The organism is Marinobacter sp. Hex_13, from assembly GCF_001566815.1.
Lineage (GTDB): Bacteria > Pseudomonadota > Gammaproteobacteria > Pseudomonadales > Oleiphilaceae > Marinobacter > Marinobacter salarius.
The window spans coordinates 35,530-48,123 of sequence record NZ_LSMM01000024.1 but is presented as its reverse complement, the minus strand read 5'-3'; the positions used below and the strand labels follow the sequence as shown (position 1 = coordinate 48,123).

The window sequence follows — 12,594 nt, the reverse complement described above, 5'->3', positions numbered from 1 at the left end:
CGTCTTCCGTCAGTCGAAATTTAACCCGGGTGCCAGGCTGTCCGGCACTTCGCTCTTCTTCGCCTCCAGCGAGGCCATCGGCCAGGCACAGTAATCGGCGGCGTAGTAGGCACTGGGGCGATGGTTGCCGCTGGCCCCGACACCACCGAACGGCGCGGCACTGCTGGCGCCCGTCAACGGCCGGTTCCAGTTGACGATGCCCGCGCGCACTTCGTCCGTCAGTCGCTCGTAGAGTTTGTGGTCATCGGTCAGGATGCCCGCCGAGAGTCCATAGCGGGTGTTGTTCGCAAGCTCCAGGGCCTCGTCAAAGCTCTTGTAGCGGTATACCGTCAGCAACGGGCCGAAGAATTCCTCATCCACCAAGTCCAGGCCGGTTGCGTCCACAATGCCCGGTGACAACAGGCCGGTGCCTTCCCGCAGACTCCGCATCTCCAGTAGCAGTTGCCCACCCTTCGTCACCAGGCTGTTCTGGGCCGCCAACAGCTTGTCGGCCGCTTCTTTCGAAATTACCGACCCCATGAACGGTTGCGGCTCCGCATCGAAATCGCCCACGGTGATGCGGCTGACCACTTCAACAAAGCGCTCCAGGAACTGGTCGCCCTTGGTACCCTTTGGTACCAGTAAACGACGTGCGCAGGTGCAACGCTGACCCGCCGACAGGAAGGCGGACTGGAGGGCGTGATGCACCGCGCCATCCAGGTCATGCACATTCTGGACGATCAGCGGATTGTTGCCGCCCATCTCCAGCGCCAGGATCTTCTCGGGCTGACCACCAAACTGCTTGTGCAGCAGGTGTCCTACCGTGGAACTGCCGGTGAAGAACAGCCCGTCAACGCCCGGATGTGACGACAGGGATTTACCGGTCGGCATCGCCCCCTGCACAAGGTTGATGACGCCGGGAGGAAGGCCGGCTTTTTCCCACAACTTCACGGTCAGCTCGGCGACACCGGGGGTTAGTTCACTGGGTTTGAACACCACGGTGTTGCCTGCCAGCAACGCCGGTACGATATGCCCGTTGGGCAGATGCCCGGGGAAATTATAGGGACCGAACACTGCCACCACGCCATGGGGGCGATGCCGTAATACAGCATGGCCGCCAGCAACGTCGGATTCGGAGTGGCCGGTGCGATCGTGATAGGCGGCAACGGAGATTCCGATCTTGCCTATCATCGCTGCCACTTCGGTGCGGGATTCCCACAGGGGCTTTCCGGTTTCCGAGCCGATCTGGTGCGCAAGTTCTTCCTTGTGTTCCTCCAACAGCGTGCCAAATTTTTCCACCAGGGCCTGGCGCTCACTGAACGGACGCTTGCGCCAGTGGACAAACGCTGAGCGGGCTTCGCGCACGGCGGCGTCCACGTCTTCGATGCTGGCGCTGACGCCATCCCAGACCGTCTCTCCGGTGACCGGCTGGAGGGATTCGAAAAAGTCGCCATGGCCTTCCAGCCAGAGTCCATCAATAAAGAGTTGACCTGTCAGGTTTGCCATTGTCATTACCTCCTTCCGGTATCTTTCAAAGGGGCCAGCCGCACGAGGTCTCCGGATTCAACTTCCAGCGCCTCGGCCACATCGGCCGGAATACTGACAGTATCGAGTCCTATGCACTCGGCCGGTATGGTGGTTACCCGAAAGTCCCGGAACGAGCGGTTGGATATCATTACCTGTTGCTCCGCCGGGACATCCGTCACCAGCGGTTTCTTGCGGATCATAACGTGGCGGTTTATACCTTCGCGCACGGTACGAATACTGTGAATAAAAGCCTCAACCGCCGGGCCACCATCGAAGATGTCCACCATGCCATTGAAGTTGAAGCCTTCCGCCTGCAGCATTTTCAGCGCCGGCGCGGTGTTTTCATGCACGCGACCAATCACGGCCCGTGCAGCGTCCGGTAACATCGGCAGGTAGATGGGGTATTTGGGCATCAGTTCAGCAATGAACGATTTATTGCCAAGGCCCGACAACATGTCCGCCTCACTAAACTCCATGTCAAAAAACTTGCTCCCAAGAGCATCCCACAGCGGGCTCTGGCCGTTGCTGTCGGACACTCCCCGCATTTCAGCGAAGACTTTTTCGGAGAAATGCGAGCGGAAGTCGTCCAGGAACATGAACCGGCAGCGGGACAACAGCAGGCCGGTGCCACCGCCCCGATGGGAGCTCGAAAGCAGCAGAGAGCACACCTCTGTGGTACCGGTCATGTCATTGGACAGGTGCAGCGTCGGGGTGCGCACATGCACGCCCAGCTCGCGGGACGCATTCACCGTCACGCTCAGTCGGTAATTATAGAACACCTCATCCAGGCCCACTCGCGCCTGTATGCCGCTGATGCCCACACACCGTTTGAGCTCGGTATCCTCGAGAGCAAACAGGTACAAGCCAGCCTCAGGTGCGCAGCGCTGGTTGAAGGTTTCCTGCGCATGCTGGATCTTCCTTGCCAGCAGTGCCCTATCCGCGGGCAATGTCGTCAATCCCTTTCCGGCGCCCTGTGCCATGGCGTACAGGGCGTCGAGGTCGTTCTCCTGCAAGGGTCGGATTACCAGCATTCCGGCCTCCTGTCTGTGCTTGCTGTGCTTGCCCTGTTCATAATGGTGTCACCCGTACCGTGTCACCGGAGCTCAGGCCCAGGTATTCCCAGGTTTTCGGCGGCACTTTCACTTGGTCCTGCAGGCTCTCCGAGAGCGGGGTCAGCGTGCTGCGAAAATCCCCGCCCTCACCACCACAAATCAGGCAGGTTTCGCCATCGTCAGTATGGGCGGCATGCAGGGTTTTCGGATGACTGGTCACAACAGACCTGAGCGCATCGGTGCGAGCTTCCAGTACCGGCCCGGCATCGAAGATATCGAGATAGCATCCAGCCCGGAACCCTTCGCACTGAAGTAACTCGTACGTCGCCTGGGTTTGTGAGTGAGGTTGCCCAAGCGCATCCTGAGCAGCTTGGCTGAGCAGCGTGACGTAGATCGGGTTGGGCGGCATCAGTTCTGCAATAAAGGTTTTGCTCAACAACCCGGAATATTGGTCCGCGGTTTCAAAATCCATATTGAAGAAGTGCCGCCCCAGGCTGTCCCAGAACGGCACCTCGCCGTCTTCCGTCTGCACACCCTGGATCTCGACAACCGCGTGATCCGTGAACAACGTGCGATGGCTGGCGATAAACAGCATCCTGGCGCGGGACAGCAATTCGAACGCATCGGTGCCACGCAACTCGGATCTGATGGCGAAGGAGCACAGCAGCGTGTGGTCCGTCAGGGCATGGGACGGGTATAGAACCTCCACGCGACGGGAGACGCCCAGCTCATGGGACGCGTGGATAAGCGCATCTTGCCGGTAATTGTAGAACGGCTGCCCATTGCCGGCTCGCGCATCAATGCCGGATACGCCCTGGACCTTGCCGGTACCGGTATCCTCCAGGACAAACAAAAACCGCTTCGGTTCGTCGGGCTTGTTCGTGCCGGCGAAGGAGCGGGTGGATTGTTCAATCTTGGCGGACAGCGCGTCCTGTTTTTTGGGCAGGGTGGATGACATCCGGGGGCCCTGCCCCCCCGCGATGTCGAGTATGTCGTTCAGGTCACCCGGCTGAGCCGGACGTACCAACCACATAGGCGGCTCCCGTATTCATGCTTGTGGTTAATATCGTGGGTTAACGTCTGCTACTTACCACAAACCTTTTTCACACCAGCCTCAAACCGGGCCAGCGCTTCATCAATATCAGGCTCTGGAATGATCAGTGACGGCGCAAGCCGCACGACATTCGGGCCGGCAATCAACACCATCACGCCCTCGTTCAGGCCGGCATTGAGAAATTCCTTCGCCTTGCCTTTCCACTCTTCCGTCAGTACACAGCCGAGCAGCAAGCCAGAGCCACGAACCTCACTGAAGATGCCATAGCGCTCACCAATGTCCATCATCCGCTTCCGCAGGCGCTCCGAACGCGCCCCGACGCCCTTGAGGATGTCTGGCTGGCTCACCGTATCAATCACCCGTTGGGCAACAGCACAGGCCAGGGCGTTCCCGCCATAAGTGCTGCCATGGGTACCGATACCCAGGCTTTTCGCCACCTTTTCTGTGGTCAGCATCGCCGCCACCGGGAAGCCACCACCAAGCCCCTTGGCCGTGGACAGGATGTCCGGCGTTACACCATACATCTGGTAGGCATAGAGGTGTCCGGTGCGGCCAACGCCGGACTGGACTTCGTCGAACACCAACAAGGCATCGTTTTCGTCACAGAGTTGGCGCAGGCCCTTAAGAAATTCCGGATCGCCGGGCATGACGCCACCTTCACCCTGAATAGGCTCTACTACCACTGCACAGGTCTTGTCCTTGGAGATCAATTTCCGGACCGACTCCAGATCGTTGAAATCGGCGTGATGAATGCCGCCTGGCGCAGGCTCAAAACCTTCAAGGTACTTGGGCTGGCCACCGACGCTGACCGTAAACAGGGTGCGGCCGTGGAACGAGCTCTTGAAGGAGATGATTTCATTCTTTTCCGGGCCGAAATGTTCCCAGGCGTAACGCCGGGCCAGCTTGAACGCGGCCTCGTTGGCCTCGCCACCGGAATTGGCAAAGAACACACGTTCGGCAAAGGTCAGATCACACAGGGTCTTGGCCAACCGCAGGGCAGGCTCGTTGGTCATGACATTAGACAGGTGCCAGATTTTTTCGGCCTGCTCCATCAAAGCACCAACAAGGCCGGGATGATTATGCCCGAGGCAGGTCACCGCAATGCCGCCCGCCAAGTCGATGTATTCCTTACCCTCCTGATCCCATACGTGGGAGCCTTCACCCTTGACGGGAATCACAGACCCGGGTGCATAGTTGGGGACCATTACCTCATCGAACAACTCACGGCTGACAGGTTCTCTGTTCATCGGTGTCTCTCAAACAAAACATGAAAAGGTACATTTAATCATACGCCACTCAGGGCATGAGCACATCCGTTGCACTCACCATTCCTTCCCGGCCGGTTTACTGCATACAAGACTCACTGTCACTTGGTGGAACACTGGGACGCAAGTGCTATCGTCGCTAAACAATCGGGCTACGCTAAACAGACGCCGGCTTTCATTCAAGACTACAAATGACGACATCAATGCTGAAAAGCGTATTCAGTTTCGTTTCAGCAACTTCGCCTAACATACCATTAGGTGTGAAACGCAAGAGCTTGCATATGATCCAATGAACGAACTGTTAACCTAATGATTTGAGCTCTCCGTTTTTCAGTTAAGCCAGCAAAGACAGGAGCAAAGCATGAGCTTGAAAAATCAGGGTATGGGACTGTCCAGAAGGCGACTTATCCAAAGCGCGGCTGCAATGGGTTTTCTTGCCGGCTACGACAGCCTTTTGCCTGCGTTTGCAAGAGGCAAACTCGACAACTCTAACGCTCACCACACTGTGCGTAATGGCGCTGACATCTACGACCTGACCGTCGCGAGAACACCTCTCAAGATAGGGGGCAGAGTCTCGGAACAGCCCATCACCATCAACGGCACTCTGCCAGCGCCTCTGGTGCGCCTCAAACAGGGGCGCGAGGCAATCTTGCGTGTCACCAATACGCTACCGGAGGCAACATCCATTCACTGGCATGGTCTGATTCTGCCGTACCAGATGGACGGCGTTCCTGGCGTCAGCTTTCCCGGCATCATGCCCGGCGAAACGTTTGAGTACCGTTTTCCGGTCGAACAGCACGGCACCTACTGGTACCACAGCCACTCTGGCCTTCAGGAACAGCTGGGCCATTATGGGCCGATTATCATTGATCCTGCCGAGCCGGAATCGGTGGCCTATGATCGCGAATACGTTGTGGTCCTCTCCGACTGGACCTTTGATTCTCCCGACGACGTGTTCCGCAATCTGAAAGTGGCGGAGGGCTACTACAACTACAACCAGCGCACCGTTGGCGACTTCTTCAAGGATGTCGAAACCATGGGCTGGGATGCCGCGTGGAGCAAAGCCGGCATGTGGGGCAGAATGCGAATGAGTCCCCGGGATATCCTGGATGTAACCGGTTCTGAATATACCTACCTGATGAACGGGTCGCCGTCCGCCGGCAACTGGACCGGGCTGTTCCGTCCCGGCGAGAAAATTCGCCTGAGATTCATCAACGCCTCGGCGATGACCTTCTTCGATGTCCGTATCCCGGGACTCCCGATGACGGTTATTTCCGCTGACGGCCAGCCAGTGCAGCCCGTAGAAACGGATGAATTTCGCATTGGCGTGGCGGAAACCTACGACGTGATCGTACAGCCAACCGACACGGCCCATACCGTGTTTGCCCAGTCACAGGATCGGTCGGGGTATGTGCGCGGAACGTTGGCCACCCGCAAGGGAATAGAGGCGCCAGTGCCGCCCATGTATCCGCGAACCGAGCGCGGTATGGCCGCCATGGGCATGGGCGCGATGAGCATGGGCGCCATGGGCAAGGACGGCGATATGAACATGGACAGCGGCATGGACATGGGTGGCAAGATGGCGATGATGTCGGGCAGCAACGACAAAGCCCATGGCAAAATGATGATGGATGGCGCCGAATCGGGAATGAACAAGATGAGCTCGGACAAAGCAACGATGAATGAGGTCCCGACGGCGGGTCGGCCGATATCCCATGGCCCTGACAATCACGGTCCCGGGGCGGCCATGGTGGCTTCCAGCCCGCAGTCACGCCTGGATGACCCCGGTGTGGGCTTTGAAACAGCCAATCATCGGGTGCTGACTTATTCCCAGCTGCAGAGCATTGATGGCTGGCCTGACAAGCGCCCGGCCGAACGCGAAGTGGAACTGCACCTTACCGGCAATATGGAACGTTACATGTGGTCGTTCGACGGCAAAAAGTTCTCTGAAGTCGATGGCCCGGTCAAGTTCTACCATGGCGAGCGCCTGCGATTGATCCTCGTCAACGACTCAATGATGGATCACCCCATTCACCTGCATGGCATGTGGATGGAACTGGAAACCGGTGCGGGTGAGTATCGTCCACGCAAACACACGATTTCCGTAAAACCCGGCGAGCGTGTATCCGCGCTGATTACGGCGGATGCACCGGGTGACTGGGCTTTCCATTGCCACCTGCTGTACCACATGGACGCAGGCATGTTTCGTGTCGTGTCGGTCGTTTAACGGGATAGGGGATGAGCATTATGATGAATCGCATCAAGTGGATTGTGGGCGCCTCAGCCCTCACGATTGCCTCGGGAGCCGGCGCCGCTGGTACTGGCGTTCAGGCCGAACCGGACTGGACACTGCCAATACACGACAACCAGGTGTTTGGCCAGGTTCTGTTTGACCGGCTGGAATACCAGCGTGACGGCAACAACGAAATGGCCCTGTGGGATGCCCAGGGATGGATTGGCAAAGATCGCAATCGGCTCTGGGTCGAAACGGAAGGTGAGACCGATCTATCCAGCGAAAGCGGCGACATCGAAAATTTTGATGTGCAGTACAGCTATCGCTTCGATCGCTTCTGGGATATACAGACAGGATTGGGTGCCCAGACAACGTTTGGCCCCAGCCCTAATAAGGAACGCTATTCTGCCATCGTTGGATTGCAGGGACTTGCCCCGTACTGGTTTGAGGTAGACACCAACTTCAGAGTGACCGACGACGGTGACGTGTCATACGATCTTGAAGCCGAGTACGACTGGCTGCTGACCCAAAGGCTCATTTTGCAGGGCCGCGGCGAAACGCTCGTCGCCTTCAGCGATGTCGAGGAATGGGGCGTCGGTAGTGGCATCAACAATGTGGGCCTGGGGCTCCGCCTGAGATACCACTTTTCGAGGGAGTTTGCACCCTACGTGGGTGTTTCTTACACCCGCTTTCTCGGCAATACAAAGGACCTTCGTGAGCGCGAGGGAGAAGACGTCGAATCCTCCAGCTTCGTGGCAGGCGTCCGGTGGTGGTTTTAACACCATAAAGCCCTATAGAAAAAGCTGGCCCCGGGGTGCGGGCCAGCTGATACCCTCCTCCCAACCCGAACTGACCTTCGGATCGCCCGTTTAACAGAAATTCAACCTTTTTAGCCTGTTGACACTTTTCCCGGTCATTAACACTAATTATTGACTTAATCATGAACAATCCGTAAATTCTCATTTGCAATTGTAAATCATTGCTATTTATATCTTCAAATACGAATGATTGCGGAGAAACACATGTTTAAACCTTCCCAACTATCACTGGCTATGGCGATCAGCCTTGCCCCGGGCATGAGCTGGGCCGCCGGCGATGACCAGCCCCAGATGCTTGAACCTATGGAAATCATTGGCGATGCGTCTGCAGCCCAAACTCTGCCGGGGTCAGGCTATGTAGTTGGCGATCAGCAGTTGAAAACCGAGGTTGAGGCCGACATCAGCCAGGTATTGAAAACCGTCCCGGGCGTGTATGTACGGGAAGAGGAAGGTCAGGGCCTGCGCCCTAACATTGGCATTCGCGGTGCCACCGCCGAGCGCAGCAGCAATGTCACACTGATGGAAGATGGCGTACTGACCGCGCCGGCACCCTACTCCAATCCGGCCGCCTATTATTTCCCGACGCTGAAGCGCATGTCCTCGCTGGAAGTACTCAAGGGTGCGCCGCTGCTGCGCTATGGCCCGCAAACCACCGGCGGTGTGATCAACCTGATCTCCACACCCATTCCCGACGAGCAGAAGGGCTACGTCGAAGCCGTCACCAACGAGCGCGGCTCCACCGACGTTCATGCAACCTATGGCGACACGAACGGTGACTGGGGTTACCTGTTTGAAACGGTCCAGCGCTCAGCGCAAGGCTTCAAGGACATTGACCGAAGTAACCGCAACAGTGGCTTCGACATCAGTGATTATGTCGGCAAGCTACGCTGGCAGGGAGATCGCCAGAGCGTGACCGCCAAGCTGCAATACTCCGAAGAAACCTCCAACTCCAGTTACCTCGGCCTGACCGATGCGGACTTCAGCCAGGATCCCAACCGGCGCTACGGGCTGTCCAGTCCCGACCAGATGGATAACACCCACTCCGGTGTCAGCCTGACTCATCAGTTTGAGTGGAGCGACAATGTCAGCAGCACCACGACTCTCTACCGCAACGATTTTAAGCGCAACTGGTACAAGCTCAGTGGCGGCGGAAACATCATCGACGCGGCAAACGCCGGAGACGCCAATGCCCAGGGTATTCTCGACGGTACCGTTGACACCAGCGGCCTGAATTACAAGAACAACGCCAGGGAGTACGTCTCCCAGGGCGTGCAGACAAACTTCGATGTAACCATTGGCAACCACGAATTCGACTTCGGCGCCCGCGCCCACGAAGATGAAATGGATCGCTTCCAGCCGGTGGATGTGTACGACCAGGTCAATGGCTCCCTGGTGTTCCAGAACAGCGTGGCCCCAACGGGCAGCAACAACCGCTTCGAGACCGGCGAAGCCCTGAGCTTCTGGGCACTCGACAAATGGCAGGCGACGGACAAGCTCAGCATTAATCTGGCCCTGCGCTACGAGGATGTGCAGACCAGTCGCACCCAATACGCGGATCCCGGCCGCACAACCATCGACAGCACCCGCGCCAATGACAGCGCTGAACTCCTGCCCGGCGCTTCCTTTACCTACGACCTGACCCAAAGCTGGCAGGTTCTGGGCGGCGTGCACCGAGGTTTCTCCCCTCTCGGGGGTGGTGCCAGGGCAAACGAAGAACCGGAAACCAGCAAGAACTGGGAAGCTGGCGTCCGCTACTTTGGCAATGCGTTCTTCGCGGAAGTGATCGGCTTCTACAGCGACTTTTCCAACAAGGCCGAAAACTGCTCCGTGGGCTCGCCGTGCAGCAATGGCGCCACCTCTGGCAGCTTTATAACCGGCGAGGCTGAAATTGCCGGTGCGGAATTCCAGCTCCAGACCGGCACCCGGGCGGGCGATTTCTACCTTCCGGTCAGCCTTACCTACACCTTTACCCAGGCGGAGATCAGCAAGGACAATGCCGCCTCTGGCCTGAGAAAAGGTGAGCAGCTCAAGGACGTACCTGAAAACCAGATGAGCTTCCGCACAGGCATGGAGCACCCGAGTGGCTGGGACAACTACCTTGTGGCCACCTACGTCGATGAGATGTGCGTCAGCGCGGGATGCAACAACACCGCGACGAAACTGGACGAGACCGAGTCCCTGGTCCTGGTCGATTTCATCAGCCGCTACGCACTGACCGCCAGTGCCGATGTCTTCCTGAAAGTGGACAATCTGTTCGATGAGCAGCAAATTGTTTCACGCTTGCCTGATGGTGCCATGGCAAACCTGCCTCGCACTGCCTCACTGGGGGTAAGTGTCAATTTCTGATGAGTGAACGGAGGTTGCTGAAAATCCGGCTTCCACTCCTCGGGAGCCGGATTTTTGGGGCACTCCGATAATCCCTTTTTCACACTCAGGCGCCACTTCGCCTGAGAACTTCGCGCCATTGATGATCTGGACCGCAGCGTCGCCAACCTCGGAAGAGCCAACCTGGACAACGCTAATAACCGGCTTTTCAGATCCTGATTCCTTCGTTACTGTTACAATCCATAGCGGACGAGCGAAACTTTCCCACCACGAAAAACGGCGCTTACAAATGAAAATTCTGATTGTTGAAGACAATGCTGTACTTGCCAAAAAAATATCGGACTGGCTTGCGCAGGCGCACTACACAGTAGATATCGCCAAAACCGGCAAAGAAGCGGACTCGTTGATTGAAACAAGCTCCTACCAGGCCGTTATTCTCGATATCGGACTGCCCGATGAAAATGGACTTTCTTTAATGCAAAGATGGAGAAAAAACGGGAAAAAAGAGGCCATCCTTATTCTGACCGCACGCTCCAACTGGACTGAGAGAGTAGAAGGGTTGAATGCGGGAGCTGATGATTACCTTCCCAAACCGTTTGAGTTTGATGAACTGAAAGCCCGGCTCAGTGCGATTATCCGAAGAAAGGACGGCAGAACGACAGACCAGATCAGTGTTGACGGATTCAGTCTCAACGCCACCTACCGAACGTTTACCACGCCCGACCAGAAAGAGTTCAGACTGACAGCTACGGAATTCCGCCTTTTACAGTGTTTCCTCCGTTCACCGGACCGAGTGTTTTCCCAGGACGAACTGGTTGAATCCCTCTACAACATAGAAAGATGCCCCACCAGAAATGTCGTTCAGGTTTACATAACCCGGCTTAGAAAAATAATAGGGGTCAATAAAATAAAAACATTGCGTGGCCAGGGCTACTACTTCGAAAAAGATCCTAACCGCTGAACGCCCGAGTGAACCAACCAGGTTAAAATATGTCTGCTCCGAAAAGTATCCGCAGAACAGCCATTCAGTATGGTGCTGTTTTCAGCCTCGTATATTTTACTCTGATATTCTTTTCACACACCTACGTGATAAAGCAACTATCGGACGAGTCCAGGAAGCAACACCTGAACAAAGAGCTGGGAAACTTTCAGGCAATCATTGAGGCTGAATCCCCCACAACCGACGACCTCAGCAACATGATCAATCAGTTTGAAATGCTTCTGGGGCATGCCATCGTCATCGAAACGGCTAGCGGAAGCGTCCTGGCGAGCCCGAACTTTGACCAGAGCCAACTGCAGGGCGCTGCAGAGAAGCCCGAGGGTTTCATCCACATAGCGCAGGGTGCGAACACGCTTTTCGGGCTCAAACGCATTTTCTCCGCCAGTGAAAAACTGGCCTCAATCAGCGTTCTTGAAACCGAGGGGGCGCTCTCTGAACGACCGCTGAAGGCCCACCTGACATTGCTCGGCGCCTCGGCCGTTCTTCTCGCGATACTGCTGGCTCTGATTGGAACCACCACACATCTGACGTTAAAGCCCATCAGTAAGATAAAAGAGGATCTGAGACGGCTCCAATCCGGGAAACAAAGTCGTCTGAACCCTCACGTACCGGAAGAGTTTCGTCCGCTGATCCGCCAGCTCAATGATTTGCTTGAGCTGTCAAACCGGCGTCTGGACCGCCACCGCCGCCTGAATTCTGATCTCTCTCACCTGGTCAAAACCTCTATCTCTGCCAATCTTGCCATTTTGTCGGACATCGACACCTTGCCTCCGTCCCGGGAGGATATTGTGTTTATGACCTCTAACTTGCGGGAGCTTGACAAATCCCTGAACTACCGGATGAGCAAGGCAGACATATCAGGCAGACAGATGGGACGAACGTGCATGCCGGTTGAAATCACGGCAAGTGTCATCACCGTCATGGAAAAAATATTCCCTGATACGGTTTTCCGCCTCCACACCACCTTACCCGAAAACTTCAGTTGGCCAATGGAGCGGCAGGATCTTTCAGAGCTGCTTGGCAATTTACTCGAAAATGGTGGAAAGTGGTGCCAGACAACCGTCGACGTTACAATCGTCCGCACGTCATCAGGACTCTCCATAGAAGTAACGGACGATGGCCCCGGAATTTCTCCCGAGGCGGCAGCCACTGTCATGGACAGGGGCACCAGGCTGGATGAAACGGTCGCCGGATTTGGGCTCGGATTGTCCATCGTGTCCGAGATTGTCGAAGACAACCTCGGACACCTGGAAATCGGATCCTCGAAAAACGGAGGAGCCAGGATTATGATTTTACTGCCGTTTCCGGACTAGCGAGACCACTCATCATGACACATCCGGC

The 12,594-nt window shown here is 56.5% G+C and carries 9 protein-coding genes; 5 read left to right on the top strand and 4 right to left on the bottom strand.

From position 1 onward, the window contains the following. Positions 1-9: 9 nt before the first annotated feature. Genes astD through AXW11_RS05365 form a run of 4 tightly spaced genes read right to left on the bottom strand, consistent with a single transcriptional unit; the run spans position 10 to position 4,859 of the window. Positions 10-1,485 (bottom strand): succinylglutamate-semialdehyde dehydrogenase, encoded by a 1,476-nt coding sequence (gene astD, locus AXW11_RS05380; RefSeq protein WP_091644267.1) that lies wholly within the window; start codon positions 1,483-1,485, stop codon positions 10-12. Between the two features lie 5 nt (positions 1,486-1,490). Further along, entirely contained in the window at positions 1,491-2,537 is a 1,047-nt protein-coding gene (astA, locus tag AXW11_RS05375; protein ID WP_075194353.1) for an arginine N-succinyltransferase, read from the bottom strand. 37 nt (positions 2,538-2,574) lie between these two features. Next, a complete protein-coding gene (locus AXW11_RS05370) occupies positions 2,575-3,591 on the bottom strand; it encodes an arginine N-succinyltransferase (RefSeq protein WP_075194352.1) in 1,017 nt (338 codons plus the stop codon). Positions 3,592-3,641: 50 nt separating this feature from the next. Next, a complete protein-coding gene (locus tag AXW11_RS05365) occupies positions 3,642-4,859 on the bottom strand; it encodes an aspartate aminotransferase family protein (protein ID WP_036208689.1) in 1,218 nt (405 codons plus the stop codon). Positions 4,860-5,238: 379 nt separating this feature from the next. Between AXW11_RS05365 and AXW11_RS05360 the strand changes: the two genes are divergently transcribed. The 5 genes from AXW11_RS05360 to AXW11_RS05340 all read left to right on the top strand — a co-directional run bounded on the left by AXW11_RS05360 (position 5,239) and on the right by AXW11_RS05340 (position 12,566). Further along, positions 5,239-7,104, top strand: coding sequence for a copper resistance system multicopper oxidase (locus AXW11_RS05360; RefSeq protein ID WP_143071176.1), 1,866 nt, complete (start codon positions 5,239-5,241; stop codon positions 7,102-7,104). An 11-nt stretch (positions 7,105-7,115) separates the two neighbouring features. After that, a complete protein-coding gene (locus tag AXW11_RS05355; protein WP_218618562.1) occupies positions 7,116-7,889 on the top strand; it encodes a copper resistance protein B in 774 nt (257 codons plus the stop codon). A gap of 243 nt (positions 7,890-8,132) precedes the next feature. Then, on the top strand, positions 8,133-10,274 hold the full coding sequence (locus AXW11_RS05350; RefSeq protein ID WP_075194351.1) for a TonB-dependent receptor family protein: 2,142 nt from the start codon (positions 8,133-8,135) through the stop codon (positions 10,272-10,274). 268 nt (positions 10,275-10,542) lie between these two features. Next, complete coding sequence (locus tag AXW11_RS05345; RefSeq protein WP_036208683.1) at positions 10,543-11,214, top strand: response regulator transcription factor; 672 nt, start codon at positions 10,543-10,545, stop codon at positions 11,212-11,214. Positions 11,215-11,243: 29 nt separating this feature from the next. Beyond that, complete coding sequence (locus AXW11_RS05340; protein WP_075194350.1) at positions 11,244-12,566, top strand: sensor histidine kinase; 1,323 nt, start codon at positions 11,244-11,246, stop codon at positions 12,564-12,566. The last annotated feature ends 28 nt before the right edge of the window (positions 12,567-12,594 follow it).

Excerpts from the sequence above, each read along its gene's own strand:
- astA (WP_075194353.1), bottom strand. The coding sequence starts at position 2,537 with ATGCTGGTAATCCGACCCTTGCAGGAGAACGACCTCGACGCCCTGTAC.
- AXW11_RS05370 (WP_075194352.1), bottom strand. The coding sequence starts at position 3,591 with ATGTGGTTGGTACGTCCGGCTCAGCCGGGTGACCTGAACGACATACTC.
- AXW11_RS05365 (WP_036208689.1), bottom strand. The coding sequence starts at position 4,859 with ATGAACAGAGAACCTGTCAGCCGTGAGTTGTTCGATGAGGTAATGGTC.
- AXW11_RS05355 (WP_218618562.1), top strand. The coding sequence starts at position 7,116 with ATGAGCATTATGATGAATCGCATCAAGTGGATTGTGGGCGCCTCAGCC.
- astD (WP_091644267.1), bottom strand. The coding sequence starts at position 1,485 with ATGGCAAACCTGACAGGTCAACTCTTTATTGATGGACTCTGGCTGGAA.
- AXW11_RS05345 (WP_036208683.1), top strand. The coding sequence starts at position 10,543 with ATGAAAATTCTGATTGTTGAAGACAATGCTGTACTTGCCAAAAAAATA.
- AXW11_RS05350 (WP_075194351.1), top strand. The coding sequence starts at position 8,133 with ATGTTTAAACCTTCCCAACTATCACTGGCTATGGCGATCAGCCTTGCC.
- AXW11_RS05340 (WP_075194350.1), top strand. The coding sequence starts at position 11,244 with ATGTCTGCTCCGAAAAGTATCCGCAGAACAGCCATTCAGTATGGTGCT.
- AXW11_RS05360 (WP_143071176.1), top strand. The coding sequence starts at position 5,239 with ATGAGCTTGAAAAATCAGGGTATGGGACTGTCCAGAAGGCGACTTATC.